Annotated in this window: 21 protein-coding genes; 20 read left to right on the forward strand and 1 reads right to left on the reverse strand. The window is 42.0% G+C overall.

Annotated features, from left to right (window positions below):
* Positions 1–19: 19 nt before the first annotated feature.
* From LXF01_RS06775 to LXF01_RS06835, 13 genes are all read left to right on the forward strand, one after another.
* The gene (locus LXF01_RS06775) at positions 20–988 is read left to right on the forward strand and encodes a YkyA family protein (protein ID WP_233945274.1); all 969 of its coding nucleotides are present in this window, start codon (positions 20–22) and stop codon (positions 986–988) included.
* 3 nt (positions 989–991) lie between these two features.
* Complete coding sequence (locus LXF01_RS06780) at positions 992–1,366, forward strand: hypothetical protein (RefSeq protein WP_233945275.1); 375 nt, start codon at positions 992–994, stop codon at positions 1,364–1,366.
* Positions 1,367–1,371: 5 nt separating this feature from the next.
* The gene (locus tag LXF01_RS06785) at positions 1,372–2,451 is read left to right on the forward strand and encodes a major capsid protein (RefSeq protein WP_233945276.1); all 1,080 of its coding nucleotides are present in this window, start codon (positions 1,372–1,374) and stop codon (positions 2,449–2,451) included.
* A gap of 10 nt (positions 2,452–2,461) precedes the next feature.
* Positions 2,462–2,818, forward strand: coding sequence for a hypothetical protein (locus tag LXF01_RS06790; RefSeq protein ID WP_233945436.1), 357 nt, complete (start codon positions 2,462–2,464; stop codon positions 2,816–2,818).
* Positions 2,819–2,825: 7 nt separating this feature from the next.
* The gene (locus LXF01_RS06795) at positions 2,826–3,266 is read left to right on the forward strand and encodes a gp436 family protein (RefSeq protein WP_180182811.1); all 441 of its coding nucleotides are present in this window, start codon (positions 2,826–2,828) and stop codon (positions 3,264–3,266) included.
* A gap of 7 nt (positions 3,267–3,273) precedes the next feature.
* Entirely contained in the window at positions 3,274–3,789 is a 516-nt protein-coding gene (locus tag LXF01_RS06800) for a phage virion morphogenesis protein (protein WP_233945277.1), read from the forward strand.
* Positions 3,764–4,186 (forward strand): phage tail terminator protein, encoded by a 423-nt coding sequence (locus LXF01_RS06805; RefSeq protein WP_180073692.1) that lies wholly within the window; start codon positions 3,764–3,766, stop codon positions 4,184–4,186. Before LXF01_RS06800 ends, LXF01_RS06805 begins: the two co-directional genes overlap by 26 nt.
* Before the next feature lie 9 nt (positions 4,187–4,195).
* A complete protein-coding gene (locus tag LXF01_RS06810; protein ID WP_168377671.1) occupies positions 4,196–4,366 on the forward strand; it encodes a hypothetical protein in 171 nt (56 codons plus the stop codon).
* Positions 4,359–5,093, forward strand: a complete 735-nt coding sequence (locus LXF01_RS06815) for a hypothetical protein (RefSeq protein ID WP_233945278.1) — start codon at positions 4,359–4,361, stop codon at positions 5,091–5,093. The genes LXF01_RS06810 and LXF01_RS06815 overlap by 8 nt, the downstream gene beginning before the upstream one ends.
* Positions 5,094–5,164: 71 nt before the next feature.
* Positions 5,165–5,755 carry a hypothetical protein gene (locus LXF01_RS06820; RefSeq protein WP_233945279.1) on the forward strand — a complete coding sequence of 197 codons (591 nt, stop codon included), beginning with the start codon at positions 5,165–5,167 and terminating at the stop codon, positions 5,753–5,755.
* A gap of 58 nt (positions 5,756–5,813) precedes the next feature.
* On the forward strand, positions 5,814–6,095 hold the full coding sequence (locus LXF01_RS06825) for a hypothetical protein (protein ID WP_180108216.1): 282 nt from the start codon (positions 5,814–5,816) through the stop codon (positions 6,093–6,095).
* A gap of 2 nt (positions 6,096–6,097) precedes the next feature.
* The gene (locus LXF01_RS06830; protein ID WP_233945280.1) at positions 6,098–6,751 is read left to right on the forward strand and encodes a sulfite exporter TauE/SafE family protein; all 654 of its coding nucleotides are present in this window, start codon (positions 6,098–6,100) and stop codon (positions 6,749–6,751) included.
* The gene (locus LXF01_RS06835; protein WP_233945281.1) at positions 6,748–7,269 is read left to right on the forward strand and encodes a hypothetical protein; all 522 of its coding nucleotides are present in this window, start codon (positions 6,748–6,750) and stop codon (positions 7,267–7,269) included. Before LXF01_RS06830 ends, LXF01_RS06835 begins: the two co-directional genes overlap by 4 nt.
* A 205-nt stretch (positions 7,270–7,474) precedes the next feature.
* Here the strand turns inward: LXF01_RS06835 and LXF01_RS06840 are convergent, their stop codons facing one another.
* The gene (locus LXF01_RS06840; RefSeq protein ID WP_233945282.1) at positions 7,475–7,807 is read right to left on the reverse strand and encodes an Arc family DNA-binding protein; all 333 of its coding nucleotides are present in this window, start codon (positions 7,805–7,807) and stop codon (positions 7,475–7,477) included.
* A gap of 117 nt (positions 7,808–7,924) precedes the next feature.
* Between LXF01_RS06840 and LXF01_RS06845 the strand changes: the two genes are divergently transcribed.
* The 7 genes from LXF01_RS06845 (at position 7,925) to LXF01_RS06875 (ending at position 18,170) form a co-directional block, all read left to right on the forward strand.
* On the forward strand, positions 7,925–8,086 hold the full coding sequence (locus LXF01_RS06845; RefSeq protein ID WP_233945283.1) for a toxin-antitoxin system HicB family antitoxin: 162 nt from the start codon (positions 7,925–7,927) through the stop codon (positions 8,084–8,086).
* 82 nt (positions 8,087–8,168) lie between these two features.
* Positions 8,169–9,095: a phage antirepressor N-terminal domain-containing protein gene (locus LXF01_RS06850; protein WP_233945284.1), complete on the forward strand. Its 927-nt coding sequence runs from the start codon at positions 8,169–8,171 to the stop codon at positions 9,093–9,095.
* Between the two features lie 66 nt (positions 9,096–9,161).
* Positions 9,162–12,797, forward strand: a complete 3,636-nt coding sequence (locus LXF01_RS06855) for a tape measure protein (RefSeq protein ID WP_233945285.1) — start codon at positions 9,162–9,164, stop codon at positions 12,795–12,797.
* On the forward strand, positions 12,794–13,198 hold the full coding sequence (locus LXF01_RS06860; RefSeq protein WP_233945286.1) for a hypothetical protein: 405 nt from the start codon (positions 12,794–12,796) through the stop codon (positions 13,196–13,198). Before LXF01_RS06855 ends, LXF01_RS06860 begins: the two co-directional genes overlap by 4 nt.
* Positions 13,198–15,258: a hypothetical protein gene (locus LXF01_RS06865; RefSeq protein WP_233945287.1), complete on the forward strand. Its 2,061-nt coding sequence runs from the start codon at positions 13,198–13,200 to the stop codon at positions 15,256–15,258. The genes LXF01_RS06860 and LXF01_RS06865 overlap by 1 nt, the downstream gene beginning before the upstream one ends.
* Before the next feature lie 3 nt (positions 15,259–15,261).
* The gene (locus LXF01_RS06870) at positions 15,262–16,881 is read left to right on the forward strand and encodes a hypothetical protein (RefSeq protein ID WP_233945288.1); all 1,620 of its coding nucleotides are present in this window, start codon (positions 15,262–15,264) and stop codon (positions 16,879–16,881) included.
* A gap of 53 nt (positions 16,882–16,934) precedes the next feature.
* Positions 16,935–18,170 (forward strand): hypothetical protein, encoded by a 1,236-nt coding sequence (locus LXF01_RS06875; protein WP_233945289.1) that lies wholly within the window; start codon positions 16,935–16,937, stop codon positions 18,168–18,170.

Genomic DNA, 18,170 nt, shown 5'->3' on the forward strand with positions numbered 1-18,170 from the left:
TTTTTTATGGAGCATGAAAATGCCAGATCCAAATGAAGAGCGATTGAAGTATCTATTCAATGCTGCAGCTATTGAAGTCCTGAAGGTTGAAGAGGGGCAAAAACGAAAATTTAAAGGCACTGCTTATGCAGGTGGCCGTGTAGATGGTCATTGGTATTGGGGCCGTTCTGGTGTGGTCTTTGATCTTGATGGGATTGAGATTGATAAGCCAGCAGCCTTACTTGAAGAACACTTTAGCTCAAGTCGAATTGGTGTTGTTCAAACAGTAGATACAAACGGAAAGATTGATGTTTCAGGCGATTTTCTTACGAATGCTAAGGCGCAGGAAATCGTTCAGGACTCTGATGATGGCTTTCCATTCCAGATGTCAATGATGATTGATCCTGGATCTATTGAAGAAGTCTCACAAGGCAAGACAGTGACTGTGAATGGTCAAGTATTTGAAGGTCCTATCACAATCTTCCGTCAAAACCGCATTCGTGAGTTCACGATCTGCTCGACTGGTGCCGATCGCAATACCTCAATTAAAGCCTTCTCAGGCAAAGCTAACCCTAACCCAACCAAAGAGGACACCGACGTGACCGAACTTGAAAAAGAAAAAGCTGCTCGTGAAAAGGCAGAGCAAGAACGCGATGCTGCACAAGCCGAACTTAAAAAGTTTAAAGCAGACAAGCGCGAAGAAGACATCAAGTCGCTTGAAACAGCAATGAATAAACAATTCAGTGCTGAAGAAAAGAAATCCTATACAGATATGGATGATGCTGCATTCGCATTTATGGCACAGCAGTTAAAGCAATTCTCTGCAGGTAATCAACAACCAGCTGGTCAACAGCAACAAACACAGCCAACACCTGGTGTGAATCCAGCATTCGCACATTTATTCACTCATCAAGCGAATGGTGGTCAGGGTGGTCAGCAGACTAACCAAAATGACACTCACAAATTTACTTCAGGTGCACAAGCATTTGCACAGCAAAAGGGGAAATAATTCATGGTAACTCACTATGTACCAGCTGTTTCAATCACCTCAAAACGATTGGTCTTGGACAATGAAAAGTTACGCCGTTCCAATGCAAAAGTACCAACCGCTACAGCATTTAAATACGGTGATCTATTGACGCTGTCAGATACCAATGTACTGGCTCACGCTGTAGATGAAAAAACATGGGATGTGATCTGTGGTCAGGATGTGTCAGCTGCAGAAGCCACAATCAAGGCCGCTGATGGTATCGAAATACCAGTGTATTACGGCGGCGTTTTTAACGTTGAGGCTGTATCACTTAATGGCGCTTTGCTTGCTGCTGAGAAATATGATGCAGCACGTGCTCAAGCAACTAAAAACAAAATCGAACTTTCTAAGGTGTAATAAACATGCCACAGTCTTTTAATATTGAGGGTGCTCCGCTCGAACTTCTTGATGTTGGTGAACTTGCGTTAATTCACTCGAATTACCGCCCAATGGATACTTGGCTTTTAGATAAGCTTTTTCCAAATCGCCCCTTATTCACTCGTGATGATGTGCCACTGGCTGAATTGTCAGCTGAACATGATCTTGCACCATTGGTATCTCCACAGCAGCCTGGTAAGCCATTTGATACTACTCAATCTGGTGAAGTGCGCCATGTAAAGCCGGCTTACTACAAACCAAAGAACCAGGTTACTCCAGCAGATACGTTTGAAATTGCATTACTGGAGCGTTTACGTACAGCAGGCATCATTTCTACTGGTAATCAGCAATTATCTGACCAAGAAAAAATGATCATCGCTCAGATCGCAGTGATGAAGCGTAATCATGACGCGATTGATAACTCCGTCTTGATGATGGCGATTGATCTCCTAAAAAATGGTAAATACGCGCTTCATTCAGATGACTATGAATACAACTTAGTGGATTATCGCCGTGATGCATCTTTGACATTCACACCGCTAACGAAGTGGAATGATGCTGGTGCTAAACCAGTAACAGATATTCGCACAATGCTTGAACGTCAATTGGCTGCCGATGGTGGTGAGGCGAAACTAGCTGTAATGTCTGGTTTGGTGTGGGCTGCTCTATGGAACAATGAAGAGTTCAAGAAAGAATTCATTACGCCATATGCAGGTATTTCTGTTCCAGTTAATCCAAGTTTTGGTGCCAAAGAGTCTGCGACTTTTAAAGGTACTTTTGACGGGATCGAGTTCTGGGTTTATGACGCGACCTACCGAAACAAAGGTCAGGTGAAGCGCTTTATTCCTAAAGATTACTTCTCATTAATATCTGATACGAATGGCTCAGTCGCTCACTGTAAGATTAAAAATATGTTGGCCAACGGTGTTGCTCAGCAGTATTTTGACCGTCAGTGGTACTGCGAAGATCCAAGCGGCATCATGCTGATGACTGAATCAGCTCCATTAGTTGTACCGTCTAACAAAAATGGTGTAGTCGGTGGTACTGGATTTATCACCCTATAAGGAGCATGAAATGCCAAAGTACATAGCAAAACAATCCATCGGGCATTTTATGCCAGGCCAAGAAATCACAGGGCTTGAAGCTAAACAACTTCAGGCCCTTTTAGCATCTGGGGCGATTGAAGAAGAAAAAGCTCCAGCAGAACCCAAGGCTGATGGTGCAGCCGCACGCTTAGCTGAGCTTGAAAAAGCCAATACTGATCTTATTGCAGCAAATAAGCTGATGACTGATGAAAAGGTCAAATCAAATCAGGAGAATGGTGAGCTTAAAGCGAAGGTTGCAGAGCTTGAAAAAGCATTAGCTGCATCTGAAGCTGCCCTGAAAAAAACAACTGCCGAAGCGAAGAAGGCTGCTTCAGAAGCTAAGTAGGTGACCTATGTATGCGACTAAATCTGACTTGGTAGCGCGATTTGGTGGTGAGTTAGAGCAGCTTTTAATGATGCTACCAAACGTCACTGCTGTAGATGATGCCATTCAGGACGCGACAGAGGAAATTAACGGTCACATAGGTGGCCGTTATTCTTTGCCGTTGCCAAATGTGCCAAGCAACTTAAAACGCATGGCATGTGATATTGCTCGCTACCGCTTGTATTTCCAGCAACCAACTGAAGAAGTCCGAAAGCGCTATGAGGATGCAATCTCATTCTTAAAGCGCGTGGCTGAAAACAAGGCACATTTACAGATTCAGTCTGAGGAATCGGACGAGATTATTGATGATGAGCCTACAAAGAAGCCAAGTACTTTACCTATCGGTAGTACTTATCGTGGTGGGGTATTTGGTGACGATGTCTTAAATATGATGCCTAGCATCAAGTGAGGCAATTATGGCGTTTGCAATCTCCATTAAGGCTGATAGCTCACCAATAGAGGCCATTCTTAATGAACTCACTAATTTTGATACCTATAAAGATGATTTATATGTAGAAATTGGTGGGTACGGTGTTGCTTCAACTCAAGAGCGTTTTTTTAACCAACACAATGTAGATGGTAATCCATGGAAGATGTCTTGGCGTGCAAGCTTGCAGGGACGAGAGGGCATGCAAGGTGGTCAGACTGGTCGTGACAATGGCGATTTGATGAATGAGCTGCATTTTAATTTGCATCCAAACGGAGTTGAGTGGGGATCAAATAAAACGTATGCACATGTCTTTCACTTCGGAGCTCATATCACTCCCAAAAATGGCCAGTACATAACTTTTGCCGTTGGTGGTCAATATCGGAAAGTGAAAGAAGCAAACATCCCTTCAAGAACTTTTCTAGGTATTAACGCAGAGGATGAGCAATCAATACTAAACATTGTTGGAGCTTTTATTGATGAGCACCTTCTTCGCGGTACGTGATGAAATTGCAGAAAAACTGAAAGAAATTTCAGAATTTAAGCAGATTTATACCCCGCTAAATTCAGTAGTGGTCACAGAGATGTCTCAGGTCACTCCATCGGCGCATATCAACTTTGTACGTATAGATAAGAAAGCCAGCGCGGGTAAAGGGCGTATTAATCAGATAGGTCAACAGTGGGCTGTGACAGTGGCGTGTCGCAATGCTCAGTCACAGAAGAATGATGGTCGAGCAGTTAGTGATGAAGCAGGGCTATTAACTGAAAAAGTAATTCAGCTTCTTTCAGGTTGGAAGCCGCAATCTTCTCGCAATGAATTAGATCTGATTTCGGTTCGTGATGGCTATAGCCCCGGGTTTGCATACATCACTATTATCTTTGAATCACAAAAATTTATTTAGGAGCCATTCATGGCAAAACAATATAAAGCCCGGCAACCCGTCGGGCGTTTTTCTGCCGGCGATATTGTTGGTGGACTGACAGAGAATCAAATCAGCAAATTACTCGCAGATAAAATCATTGAAGAAGTGAAGCCATCTGCTCCAAATAAACCCGCTAAAGAGGTGAAAACCGATGGCTAAAAATTATATTTCACTCCAAGGTAAATTCTATTTATCTGAGATTGCAAATGGTGTTGCAGGTGCTATGCGTCATATCGGTAACGTGCCTGAATTTGAACTTGAAATCACAACTGATCAGGTTGAGCACACAGAAAGCACATCCGGTCAGCGTACAACAGACTTTGTGCTAACCAAGACCACTGGTGTGAACTTTTCAGGACAACTCGAAGAAGTGGATGATGCCAACCTTCAGTACATCCTTTCTGGTATGAAGTCAGAAGTTGCTAGCGATACAGTGACGGATCAAGCACTGGGTACCGTGAAAGTCGGTGAAGAAATTAAGCTCAACGGCTATAGCCTTACAACAGTTTCGTTTAAAGCTGGTTCTACAGCAGTGGATGAAAGCAAATATGACTTAGATGCTGTATTCGGCACTGTGATCTTTAAAGAAACGATTGCAGAACCAGTAACGGCAACCTACACCACGGGTGCAGTAAGTCATACGACCATTGCGAGTGATTTCAATAAAGAATATGAACTGTTCTTTAAAGGGATTAACACAGCAACTGGTGACAATATGGCTATTCGTTTATGGCGTACTAAAAAATCACCAGAAACTACATTCCCATTAATTCATAAAGACCTTGGCCAATATGAAATTTCAGGTCAAGCCTTATCTGATGTGACCAAAGGAACGGATGCAACACTCGGTCTATATGGCCATGTGGTGACAATTCCAAAAACCTAAACCTATTCAGGCACAAAGAACTCCACGGCGCATAAGCGTCTTTTTTTGTGCCTGAATTTTGAGATTCAATCATGAATGATTTCTTTTTAGCGAATAATCGCTCGATCACAATTAAAGTGCTTGGCAATGATGTGGAAGTGAAGCAGCTGCAGATGCAAAACTTTGATATCTGGTCACCGATTGCATCAGTTATTCGTGACAGACTAAAGCAAAGTGATTATTCAGATTTAATCGGCGCAGGCCTGGTTAAAGATTATGGCGCGCATGTATTTCAACTTTGCTCAATGTGTACAAACACTGAAATAGAGATGCTATTAGATCTCGCTGAATCAGATCCGTTGGAGTTTAGCCATCTTCTTAAATATGTGATCGAAGTAAATGGTGCATATTTCAATGAAGACGTTAAGCCAGGCCCTAAAATTCGTAAGAAGAAAGGTGGTGTTGAACAAACTTGGTTTGATTCATTCCAGTACTTGATAGCTTATGGCCATCGTCATGAAGATATTCTGCAAATGACCTATGGGGCTTTTATTGGCTACTTAAAAGCGGCTGAAAAGTATCAACGAAACCGAGGCAAGTTTGACTCAAATGTCATTCGTGCAGCTCATCATGCTGATAAAAAAGGATTTACAACGTTCCAAGATGAGCTAAGTAAACATTGATGTAAGTTACGGTTTTCACTTAATATGTGCTCAATAATAAAATATTGAGGGTGTTGGGGTGAGAAAGCTAGCTTTAATATTGGCTCTATGTGTGTCTGCACAAGCATTTGCAGTAGATATGAGAGCACTGCGTGGTAGCAATGGTTTTGTTGAGCTTGGTAACTCAGAAGCTAGACTTAAAGATGTACTTGGACAACCTGAATCTGTAGATCGTCAAGTTGTGCACGACCGCAACGGATGGCCACATAAGGGCACAATCTACATTTATAAAGTAGATGGCCAGACCTACACCATTACTGTTATTGGTGGCAATGTTTACAAGATTAATTGGGAGCGTTGAGGATGGAGTTCTCTAAACAACAATTAATTGGCATGATTGGTGGGGTTGTATTATTACTTGGGATTTTTTTACCAGTTGTAAGTATGCCTATAATGGGATCAATTTCCGTATTTAGTAGCGGAAGAGTAGATGGTTATATATTGCTCGGATTGGCAATAATCAGTTTAATACTTTCGTTTATAAACAATTTAAAACCTTTGCGAATCACCGGTGGTGTATCGTTAGCAATGATTGTTTTTGGTTTTATTTACATCTTATTTAAATTAAACAATCTAAAAAGTGATGTTGCTGATAAGTTAAAAGATAATCCTTTTGGTGATATGGCCCAAGCAATGATGAGCACTGTTCAAATACAGTATGGTTGGGTATTTTTATTTATTGGTAGCCTTATGCTTGTTTATGCAGCTTTTGCTAAAAATAGTGAGAAATCTGTAGAGCTAGTTGCGGCTGAATTGATACCACAAGAAAGACAACCACCTAAAATAAGTAAGACAAAATTAGTTGCGACAGATATGTTTGAGCACAACTTAGGTAAAAAGGTTTCACAAGAAGCTCCAACTGATAGAACAGGTATAAAGTCATGTCCGTTCTGTGCCGAAGAAATAAAAATTGCAGCTATTAAATGCAAGCATTGTGGAAGCATGGTGGAAGAATGAAATACGGATTAATTGCAGCCGTAATTGTTGTTATGGCACTTTTTTATTTTATGTCACAAAGTAATAAGGCAGATGCCGAACGACTAAAGCAAGCTGAGGTTGCGCATCAGCAAAGACTTGAGCAAAATAGAGTTGATGAGGAAAAAGCAAAAAAGAGTCTTGAAGCGCAACGTATTCAAACTGAAAAAGCTAGGGCGCTGAAGGCTGAGCAGGATGAGCTGAATAGTCAGAAACAAGCGAAAGAGTTTGAACAAGCCCGACAAGCCAAAATACAAGCAGGGTTAAAGAAAATTGAGGATAAAATCAAAGCCGAAGCATTTGATGCTGCATCAATCCAATTTAGAAACCAAAAAGGAAATTGTGGTGAAGTGAATGCAAAAAATAGATACGGAGGGTATGTTGGCTTTAAGCGCTATATCTATGATCCTCAAACCGATTACGTTAGGATTGAAGGTGAAGCAAACGGATACACCCCATCTCTGGTTATTGATGCTTTATGGAAAATAGAGTGTGAATAAGGAAAAGCACCCTAGGGTGCTTTTTTTAAACCTCATATTTGAGGAGTGATCTGCAAATTTGCATATCATGATGCTGGAATTTCGGCATCATATCGAGACACTCAATTTGAGTGTCTGGAAGCACTTCTCATATTTGAGCATTGACCCTCAAATTGAGGGTCAAGGGTAACGGCACTCAATTTGAGGGTGGTTAGTCAGTGCTGATTTACTTTTCTTGGATGTCCTTTAGTTTTTTGGATAGCAATTGAGATAGGTGTTGCTGTGTTTTAAGTAATTCTTCTTGAATGGCCTTATTTTTTTTCATCTCTAGCATCAAATTTTCTAAAACTTCAACATTTGCTGATGCTGTCATGATGTTATTTAAATGGTTCTGCTCAATAACTGCTTGTCTTTCAGAGAGTTCAAAACTTTGCTCTAGGCGAGCAACCATCTCGGCACTTTGGGATCGATTGTTTTTCTCAGCCGACTCTTCAATTTTTTGTTTTAGCTCAGGCGGCACACGCAATCTAACTATGGTGTGATCAGTTTGATTACTCATTAAAAAAACCTCAATGCCACAAATTGTGGTAAATATTTCGCGATAGGTATTTACATTACCACAAAGTGTGGCTATAGTTATTAAAAGCCACAAAGTGTGGCATATGTGTGAGGCATCATGAAAGACAAAAGAAAAGACTCAACTGACGTGCGATTCCGCTTAATAAATGAATTGCATGAGCCGTTGAAAGAGTTGGCAAAAAAAGATCAGCGTTCAATGAATTATTTAATGAATAAGGCTGTTGAACTTTTATTAAACAAAGAGAGTGCGAAAGCATGAAACTTATAGGCAATAAAAAACCCCTAGCAATCTTGGCGGATGAAGGGGCTTTGAATGTTGACAAACTACAGGAATATCAACAATGAATAGTTTAACTCAAATCGCAGTACCTTTCCATAATTCTGAATTAATTGTTGTTGATTACAACAATCAGCCATACACAGCTATGCGTCCAATTGTGGAAGGTATGGGTTTAGCATGGCAGGCACAGTTTGATAAGCTAAAACAGCGCTTTGGTTCAGTTATCATGGAAATCATGACAACTGGTAAAGATGGCAAGCAGTATCAAATGTTGTGTTTACCTCTTAAAAAACTTTTCGGTTGGCTGATGACAATCAGCCCTAACAAGGTAAAACCCGAACTTAGAGACACGGTTATAAAGTACCAAAGCGAATGCGACGATGTGCTATGGGATTATTGGACAAAAGGGAAGGCGGTTAATCCACGTAAAACAACCCCGAAAGAACGCGAAAATCTACGCCATGCTGTATCGAACTTAGTATCACGTGTGAAGATCAATTTTTCAGATGCATACAACATGGTTTTGCAACGATTTAATGTTGAGCATATTGAAGAGATACCACTTGATAATCTCGATGATGCAGTTGAATACGTTCACGGCTTGATTTTGACATTTGATAAAGTTCAGCAACATTCACCAGTAGATATTAATGCAGTGCAGGATTGTCACGGTGTATTGCAATATCGCTTGATTGAGTATCACAGTCAGCTTGAAAAGGAAGTAAAGCGTTTAGGCGGCAAAATGCCTGAACACCCATCTTTTAATCCTGACCAAGTTGCACAAGCTTTGATGTCAAGAATACTTCAAGGTAAGCAGATGATGATCAAGCTAAATTATCAAGGCGGATTTTCTCTAGATTTGATTCCAAGGGATGCAGTAATGGTGGATGCCAATAGCATTCCAGAATTGGTAAATCGCACTGACCTAGTCTCAAAGGAGCAATTGCCACTAATAGTGCAAAATGCTATGGGTCGATTAGTTAAATAAGATCAGACATTTAAAAACCACTCTTCGGAGTGGTTTTTTTATGCCTAAGATTAAAGGAAAAAGTTCATGTCAGGCAAAAATCTTACTTTTAAATTAATTTTGGATGGTGATAGCAAGGGCCTGGTGTCCGCTGCAAAGCAATCGGAAGATGTAACGAAAAAACTGTTTGATTCAATTAAGTCTGAATCAGAGAAAATTAAACAAGCTTCAGAAGCAGCGTCAAGCCAAGTTGGGAATATCATTCCAAAGGGCACGACTGAATTAGCTGATAAATTAACGCAATCTCTAACAGCTGCAACTGGAATCATTCAGGATGCGGGGGATAATGCTAAATCCACAGCGAATAATTTTACTGATTTTGGGAACCAGGCTGAAAAATCTTTAGGCCAATTAAAAAGCGACTTAGCTGAAGCTAAGCGAAATTTAGAGGCATTCTCCAAAACAAATGCATCACCAGCTGATATTGAAGTTGCACAACGACAAGTCGATCAACTTGAAAAGGAAGTTCAGCAAGCAGACCAGGCATTTAACGATTTTCATGCTGAAGTTGGCAGAGCAAATAATAATTTAAAAGAAACTGATAGTGCTGCTCAAACCGCCCAGAAAGGTATTGCTGGTCTTAAGACTGGGTATACAGCTCTTGTTGGTGCTATGGCTGCCATTGGTGTTGGCCTGGGAATTCGCGAACTAGCCGAAACAGCAGATGCTTATACTAATCTTTCAGCACGTATCAACATTGCGACAAGTGAAGGCGGGAATTTCACTCAGGCCATGGCAGGTGTTCATCAAGTTGCATTGATGACAAATACAAGCCTTGACGCCACAGCAGGCCTATTCACGAAAGTGAATGATGTTGGCAAGCAAATGGGGATGACTCAGCAGCAAAGCTTAGATCTGGTCAAGACCATTAACATGGCCATCCAAACAGGTGGTGGATCAGCGCAAGCGAGTGAAGCCGCAATTGTGCAATTAACTCAGGCTCTACAATCTGGCGTACTTCGTGGTGATGAGTTCAACTCGATCATGGAGCAAGCCCCAGGCATTTCAACAGCATTAGCTAAGTCTCTAGGTGTTACCACTGGTGAGCTGCGCAAGATGGCTGAAAATGGTGAGCTGTCAGCAGAAAAAGTAATTAAAGCACTGCAAGATCAGTCAGCGGCTATTGAGGCAGATTACGCTAAATTTCCGACAACCATTGGGAATGCATTACAGCGTATTTCTACACAATGGCAAATCTTGATCGGCACTATGGATCAATCAACAGGAGCATCGGCAACGGTAGCGCAATGGCTGGTAACTCTTGCTGACAATATGGGTGTAGTGGAGACCATACTTGAAGATATTGGTGAAGGCTTTATTTGGGTGGGGGATCAACTCAAGAAGATTGATCCAGCCACAATTGAAGCCTTAAAAACAGCTCTGACTTCTGCTTATGAGGCAGTTAAGTCGATGGGGAGTGCATTAGGATCAGCATTTGAGGCCACTTCACAAGTATTAGAAACTGTTCTTTCTTCTATATTTGATTTTAATAGCGGAATTGATGGGGCGGATGACAAAACTAATGGTTTTACCAAGGCACTACAGGCACTTGATGTAACACTAGGTACGGTTAGTGATGGTTTTTCAGGGATAGCAATTTTAATCAATCTTATAGCGGGAGCGGCTTATTCAGCAGCAGGGGCATTCGCTTATTGGACTTCAAAAATTTCATTTGGAGAGGCTAAAGAAAGAGCTTTTAAAGATTTCCAAGATCTAACTAAGCTCTCTGATCAGTATTATGAAAAAGCCGATAAGCTCGCGATGGGTTTTGAGTCTAAAAGAAAAGAAGCCGTTGAGGAGATAAAAAAGACTCAAGATGAGAAAAACAAGGAAACAGTTGAAAATAACAAGGCAACTTTCGCTGAATTAACCAAACAAAACGAGGAATTAACCCAGAAGTCCAAAGAGCTTGCCACGGAGCGTCAAAGTATCGATGCACAGCTCAATCAGGCTCGCAAGGACGGCAACCAGTCCACCATTGATTCAATCCTTCAGAAATCCAATGAACTGGAAGCTCGTGAAAAAGAACATGCCACAGCCAAAGCAAAACTGGATAGCGATTTATTAGCATCAGCTCAAGCAACTGCAGAAGCTGCCATTAAAGCCAATGGCGGCGTAATGGATGGCGTGATGCAAGCCGATCTATTAACCAAAGGCTACATCGTCACCATTGATGAAGCGGGTAAAGTTTCAGTTCAGGCAGGTGAAAGCGCAGCGCAGGCAGCAGAAAATGCCAGAGTAAAGGAAGAGGCCTTAAAGCTAGCCAAAGACAATGTCAAAAAAGCTGACGAAGAATTGCTTGCCTACCAAAAACAAGCTGCTGTTGAGCGAGTTTTGTTGGATAAGCAGATCGAGGAGGCAAAAAAGACCGGTGACTTAAACGCATTAGCTTCAGCACAAGCATCAATAGATACTATTAACGCTAAGGAAATTGAGCTTAAGAATAACCGCGATATCCGTATTGCTGAACTCAATAATGCTTTAACTGGTTCTGGTCAAGTTGCTGAATCTGCGTACTCAAGAGCTTCAGCCGCGGCAAAACTATTTGGTGTTGATCTTGATGTTTCATTGAACAAAGTTTCTAAATCATTTTCGAGTTCCGGAAATGAGTTAGAGGAGTTTAGAAATCGACTGAGTGAAGCAGGAATTACTGGTAAGCAAGCTGGCGATGTAACATACCAGGCCTGGTTAAAATGGCTAGAAACAGCCAAAAGTCAGGCTGAAATTGATGCAGCTAATGCCAAAATGCGCGAGTTTGAAGCGCAAGGGGTGTTTTCAACCAAGCAGGTCGAGTTAGGCATCATTGCAATAAAACGGGCAAACTCCGAACTATCCGATGATTTGGATGAAACTGGAAAAGCTTTTGAGCGACTTGGTATTAAAACCAAAGAGCAGCTTAAGCTTGCAGCACAATTGGCTTTGGCTGACTTTGAGCTTGTCCGCAAGAGTGGGCAAGCGACACAAGAAGATCTCCAGAAAGCCTATGAAGAAACTATTCGTTTAGCTTATGCATCTGGAGATGCACAAGCAATTGCTGCTGCAAATTCTAAAGCAGCTTCACTGGGTTTGAAGATTCAGGTTGACGAAACAGGTAAAGCCTCGGTTGTATCAATGTCTAACCTTGAACAGACAATGCACAAGGTAAAGAATGCCACGTCTGGCGCTGAAGATGGATTTCGCAACCTTGGCCAAACTGGTCGAGACGAAGCGGATTCAGTTAAAAGCGCGTGGGAAGAAGCCGTTAGTGCTGCTTCAAGCGGTATGCATGAGACTCGAAAAGGTACCAAAGGTAAGATGGCTAAAAATGCCGAGGATATCGAAGCTGAACTTAAGGCCATGGGATATTCAGATGCGGCTGCTAAACAGCATGCAAAAGATATCTATGAAGGGACCAAAGGTTTGAATGGCTATAAGTCCTCAGGCTTTGGATTCTTTGGTGGCTTAAGCAACGTAGAGCAAGTGAATCGAGAATTAGAGCGTATGCAGCAGTATGCGCCGAATAATGTGTCTACCAAGGCGAGTGGCTTAGGGGCTTCATCAAAGAGTATTTCATATGAACTCAAACTAGGTAATGAAACAGTGCAACTAACAGGATCGGCTGAGAGTCAATCAAGCCTTGAAGCGATGCTTAAGCAGTTGGGTACATTGAGTAAATCAACATGAAAATAAAACGCATCTCAACATCAGAAACCGTCTCAATTGAAGACGGTTTTTTTTGGTCTGATGAATTTAGCTGGAAAGCCAAAGAACAGTCTTTGGAATATGCCATGGATGGCACACCCATTATTCAAGAGGGCACCAAGCTTTCAGGTCGGCCAATCACTTTAGAGCCTGCTGACAGTGGAATGGGGTGGGCATCATTAGGTGTCGTCCGCACGTTGCAGGCCTGGTCAGTGCTCAATGAGCAGTTTCAGATTCAATTTGAATGGGCACATGACACACGTACTTTTAATGTGGTTTTTAATCATGCTGATGGTGCTTTAGAAGCCACACCTGTGAAAGGTATTCCACCTGTATCACTTGATGATCCTATGAACTTAACGCTCAGATTTTGGAGTGAGTAATGCCAATTGAAACTAAAGATTTAGTGATCTATCACGCTGAGCGTGACACCGATAATAGCGACGGTGGTGGGAAATATAACGGTCAGATTGTGGCAGACGGTTTAAGTAATAACTTGTTCAATGACATATCTGAACTAGATCGTACCGTCGGTGATGTATCGATGCGAAAGATCTTTCCAGCTGTGACCACGAATGACACTGACTTACTTATGGGTGCCACGGTATTTGTATCTAAGCTTCCCGAGGATCCAAACGTATCAGCACTACTATTTAGCACAGAGTCATGGACCGACGAACGCCAGGCCGCACAAAACCGTGTCGAAAACTATCTGGCTAAAGGTGGCCAAATTGCTGGAACACCACTGGATACGCACTGGCAAGGTATGTCATCACTGCAAGTGGTAATGTTTCCCCAAGAAACTGAATCCAGTGTCGGTGATACGATCGTATTGATTTCAGATGAAGGAAAAGCGCTTCAATTTGAACAGTACGTGCGAATTACTAAGGTTGAGAACCGCACAGCAGTGATGGTAGTTGATCAAAAAGAAGTGGAATACAAAGTTGCGACTTATCAAATCAATGACCCTTTGGAGCGTGACTTTGTAGGCTTATCGGCTCGTCAGTGGTACGCCGGTAATACACCGTCCAAAACGGTTCTTCGCGATACGCTTGTTGCTGATACTGGTTTGTATTATTCATCGACACAACTAGCATCTGATGCTCATGTTGGTGAATACACGGTTAATGCTGATTCAATGTTTACGCAGCTCATTCCATCTGCTCAAAGTGAAACACCGATCATTGATATCAATGCTGCAGGTGAAAGTGTTGTGTTGGTGCCGGGTAGTGATGGTCGAATTACTGCTAATTTCACAGCAACTATTGGTTCGAATCAAAACATTTTTATAGGTTCATCTGTAATGCCATCTAGCATGTCATTTACATTGTTTGGACAATCAATAGCCGATCAGGCTGGGCTTTTGAAAACTCCCGCAGGCACACAGGTTGGAACAATTGACTACCAGAAAGGTCACATTAAATGGACTGATTCTGCGGGTACAGGGACCACAACTTTAACTATTAGCTTTACTCCAGCTTCAGCTCCGAATCAATACTATCAGTCATATTCACTACCAGTGACAAAACAAACCCAAGCTATGAATTACACGGGTGTGCTGATGCCAACCCCCACCCCAGGGGCTTTATCTATCACTTATATGAGTCAGGGAAAGTTCTACGAACTTAAGGACGATGGTGCCGGACAACTTAAAGGCTCCAACCCTTCATTTGGTTCAGGCATGATTAATTATGAAACTGGATCTTGGATTTTAACAACAGGCGCATTGCCCGATGTGGATAGCCCAATAATACTTCTTTGGGGTACACCAATTTCAACATTTATTCGCTCAAACTTGCCAGTATTACCAGCTAAGTTTGAATTTGATCTTGAGCAGGAGGCTCTTTTAGCAGGTGCTGTATCAGTCACATGGATGCTTGAGGGTGTAGAAAAAACAGCAACATCGAACAATGCTGGTCAATTTGTTGGTGATGCTGAGGGATTTGTTAATTTTGCGCTGGGACGAGGCACATTAATACCCAAAAAACTACCGCAAAAGGGTACGGTTTTTAATTTTTCTTATCAATTTGGGGATGCAAAAATTCAGGATGTACCAGCTGCGATTCCTAATGCAAACCAGCAGTTAGCTTTTACGATAGGTACTGGTGCGGCACTTCAACCAAACTCAATCATGCTTGAAGTGCCACTAACTTCAGCACTTGGTGACACTATAGTTTTTGTTGTAACTGATAATGGATCTGGAGTGCTAACTGACGCATTTGGTCAAGCACAAGGAACAGTGAATTACACAACTGGTGCTGTAGTAATGTCACCTATGATTTTATCGAGTTACTTTTATGAGAAAAAAATAGTAAACAACAATCTTTCAAGTGTGACGATCGAAGGAAGTTCGAGCAGCCCAGGAAAAACTGTGGCTAAGATCGAAAATTCAGTCACATATGCACCAAAAACAAATCCTTGGGCAAATTATGTAGCAGGTTAAAAAATGACAATTTATCAGTCATCAGTTAAAAATATAGTTCAATCCTCTGTGACATATAAAGCATACTCAGAAACAACCGGAATTAAAGCTCGTTATCGGGATGCGGATGGAGGTGCAATAGGTGCAAAGTCAATCACTAGCGGGAATTTAAAGTTTGATCTAACTTATGGTTTTAGTGAACAGATTTTACCAAGCTCTATTCGTTTCATATTAGGTGGAGAGACTTATATTGACCGTACTGGGACCTTATATAGAAATATTGATCAAAATAACGGGAGCGGCACACTTTCGGGTGAGGTTAAATATGGTACAGGTGAGATAAGTGTTAGCTCGTGGGCACCCAACACAGATAACATCTTAACACTGGAGTCATTAGCAACAACAACCGACCTGCCACCACTAAGCCATATTAGCTTCAGAACGCCCGTGATTCCACTTCGACCCAGCTCATTAACCGTGGTCGTAGGCACGCTTGAGCATGGTCAGCTCACACTGACTGCCGATGAAAACGGGGTGATTGAGACATCCCGTGCTCATGGCCTGGTGAATTGGGACAATGGTTTTGTACAGATTTATTTCTACACCAAAACTGAAGTGACTGCTGCCAATCGTGCGGAGTTGGAAGCTGAAGACTGGTACGATCCACTGCTTGAATATGAAGAAGCGAGTAAGACTTACATCAATGTGCCAGTGTGGGTAGATGCTTCAAGCGTTCGCTATAACGCTATTGCTTATACCTATCTGCCGATTGATTCTGAATTACTGGGCTTGTCTGCCACGCGCCTACCCATCGATGGTCGCGTACCGATTTTCCGAGTCGGTGGTATTGGTATTGTCAGCTCAACTAAGTCGCAGGAATTACCAAGTGCGATTGCTGGTACGACATACGATTTAAATGATCAACGTATTGCATGGTGTGAACTTGAAGATGCAAACGGCGTAAAAGTGGGTTATGACCTGTATACAGTTGATTATGATTATGGTCGCGTGACATTGGGTGGTGATTTTGTTCTGGCAAGTTTGGTTGAGCCATTGGTTGCCAAGTATCGTTATCAAGATATGGGGCAGATTCGTGATGTGCAGATTAATGGCCAAGTCACTTTTACCAAGCCATTAACCCACAACTACGATGCAGACAATACGATCGTTGGTTCTGCATTAGTCATTAATGACATGCAGGCACGTTATACCAAGAAATTCGTGCAGCAAACCTGGTCTAATCAATGGTTGGATGAACCGACAGGTACTTTGATTAGTGCAAATTACAACGATGCGCTTTACCCAATTCAAGTCACGAATAAAGGTGCAATTCAGGAGCGTTGGTATATCCAGTTTACAGACAGTACAAACTATAAATGCGTGGGCGAATACACTGGGCAAATCGGTACAGGAACAACGAATGCAGATTATGCACCGATCAATCCGGTCACAGGGGTGCCATATTTCGTGATTAAAAAAGAAGGTTGGGGTAGTGGTTGGGCCAATGGTAACGTTCTGCGATTTAACACCATCGCTTGTAATTTCCCGGTCTGGGTGATTCGCACTGTTAAGCAGTCTGAACCTGCAGTAATTTCCGATGCTTTCCAAATCATGCTGCGCGGTGATATTGACCGTGTTATTTAAAGTTTAAATTCAATATGGCCGCTTTATGCGGTCTTTTTTATGGATATTAAAAAATGGTCGCAAGTACAGATATCAAGTTTTATGTGCATACCAATACCAATGCACCGCAATTAACAAATAATTTCGGCTGTATGATTAATGTGCTTGATGCATGTTTAATTAATGGTATTAATGTTGGTCAAGCAACATCATTAACAGCAACCGGCACGGCAGCCACGTTACTTTTTGGAACAGGTCACAACTTAAAGCAAGGGCAAGTGATTAAGATACATGGTGCAGATCAACCTGAATTTAATGGTGAACATCGTGTTTTAACTATACCAAATAGCAATACAGTTACTTTTGAGTTGTTATCACCCTCGAGTGTATCAATAGCAACAGGCACCATCAATGCTTCTTTACCACCACTGGATTGGGAAAAGCCTTTTTCGGGCACAGGAAAAGCGGCTTATCGCTCCCCCAATACTATGTTGCCGACACGGCCTTTTTTGCGTGTTGTTGATGATATGGATGCCGCCTGGACTTCAACTTATGCCAAATATGCAAAGGTGGGTATCGTTGAGGAAATGACGGATATTGACACTATGTTTGGGGTTCAGGCACCGTTTGATAGCGCTAGCCCAAACAAGAACTGGGTTGGAACTGGTAGCGGCTCAAGTGCTCATAATGGCTGGGCTAAGTGGTTTTATGCTTTGGCATCTAATGAAGACACTAGCTCAATAAAGTCGGCTACGCCGCCAGAAGGTGCAAGGTCTTGGCTAGTGGTTGGTAATTCTGACTGTTTTTATATTTTCAACCGATTCCACACGGATTCTCGGTATGGGCAGCGTTTACTACCTCAATTCTTTGGTGCTATTGATACTGATTATAGTAAGGTATTCGGTCTAGCGGCTGTTTTTGACTACACCAGCGCAAGTACAAGCACTGCACCTTTTTCGGCTACACCTGTTTCTATTTCAGATATAGCAAATCATTTAATATTACAGCGTAATCATAATCTGAATGCCATTCCAGTTTTTTGTAACACAAAATCCCCTGCTGGAAGTAATGTCAGGTCTGGTTTCAGCAATTACATTGCTGCTCCAAGTGGCGCAGTTCCAGTTTTTTCATTCAAGGTTCCTGTATATGAGGGATCCACGCCTAGAGGGGTGATGCCTTTAATTGAGTGGTTGCAGCAGACTACACCATACGCAGACCTGACTTTTTTTAAAGATAGTCAGAGTTATAAAATTGCCGCGAATTGCATGGCTTACGGAGACGGGCAGGTACTCTTTAATTTAGGGAATTAA

It is taken from the genome of Acinetobacter sp. SH20PTE14, from assembly GCF_021391555.1.
Lineage (GTDB): Bacteria > Pseudomonadota > Gammaproteobacteria > Pseudomonadales > Moraxellaceae > Acinetobacter > Acinetobacter amyesii.

Bases quoted from the DNA above. Each gene is read 5' to 3' on its own strand.
- LXF01_RS06830 (WP_233945280.1), top strand. From the start codon at position 6,098: ATGGAGTTCTCTAAACAACAATTAATTGGCATGATTGGTGGGGTTGTA.
- LXF01_RS06790 (WP_233945436.1), top strand. From the start codon at position 2,462: ATGCCAAAGTACATAGCAAAACAATCCATCGGGCATTTTATGCCAGGC.
- LXF01_RS06875 (WP_233945289.1), top strand. From the start codon at position 16,935: ATGGTCGCAAGTACAGATATCAAGTTTTATGTGCATACCAATACCAAT.
- LXF01_RS06805 (WP_180073692.1), top strand. From the start codon at position 3,764: ATGAGCACCTTCTTCGCGGTACGTGATGAAATTGCAGAAAAACTGAAA.
- LXF01_RS06800 (WP_233945277.1), top strand. From the start codon at position 3,274: ATGGCGTTTGCAATCTCCATTAAGGCTGATAGCTCACCAATAGAGGCC.
- LXF01_RS06785 (WP_233945276.1), top strand. From the start codon at position 1,372: ATGCCACAGTCTTTTAATATTGAGGGTGCTCCGCTCGAACTTCTTGAT.
- LXF01_RS06820 (WP_233945279.1), top strand. From the start codon at position 5,165: ATGAATGATTTCTTTTTAGCGAATAATCGCTCGATCACAATTAAAGTG.
- LXF01_RS06815 (WP_233945278.1), top strand. From the start codon at position 4,359: ATGGCTAAAAATTATATTTCACTCCAAGGTAAATTCTATTTATCTGAG.
- LXF01_RS06795 (WP_180182811.1), top strand. From the start codon at position 2,826: ATGTATGCGACTAAATCTGACTTGGTAGCGCGATTTGGTGGTGAGTTA.
- LXF01_RS06850 (WP_233945284.1), top strand. From the start codon at position 8,169: ATGAATAGTTTAACTCAAATCGCAGTACCTTTCCATAATTCTGAATTA.
- LXF01_RS06810 (WP_168377671.1), top strand. From the start codon at position 4,196: ATGGCAAAACAATATAAAGCCCGGCAACCCGTCGGGCGTTTTTCTGCC.
- LXF01_RS06855 (WP_233945285.1), top strand. From the start codon at position 9,162: ATGTCAGGCAAAAATCTTACTTTTAAATTAATTTTGGATGGTGATAGC.
- LXF01_RS06775 (WP_233945274.1), top strand. From the start codon at position 20: ATGCCAGATCCAAATGAAGAGCGATTGAAGTATCTATTCAATGCTGCA.
- LXF01_RS06865 (WP_233945287.1), top strand. From the start codon at position 13,198: ATGCCAATTGAAACTAAAGATTTAGTGATCTATCACGCTGAGCGTGAC.
- LXF01_RS06840 (WP_233945282.1), bottom strand. From the start codon at position 7,807: ATGAGTAATCAAACTGATCACACCATAGTTAGATTGCGTGTGCCGCCT.
- LXF01_RS06870 (WP_233945288.1), top strand. From the start codon at position 15,262: ATGACAATTTATCAGTCATCAGTTAAAAATATAGTTCAATCCTCTGTG.
- LXF01_RS06845 (WP_233945283.1), top strand. From the start codon at position 7,925: ATGAAAGACAAAAGAAAAGACTCAACTGACGTGCGATTCCGCTTAATA.
- LXF01_RS06835 (WP_233945281.1), top strand. From the start codon at position 6,748: ATGAAATACGGATTAATTGCAGCCGTAATTGTTGTTATGGCACTTTTT.
- LXF01_RS06780 (WP_233945275.1), top strand. From the start codon at position 992: ATGGTAACTCACTATGTACCAGCTGTTTCAATCACCTCAAAACGATTG.
- LXF01_RS06860 (WP_233945286.1), top strand. From the start codon at position 12,794: ATGAAAATAAAACGCATCTCAACATCAGAAACCGTCTCAATTGAAGAC.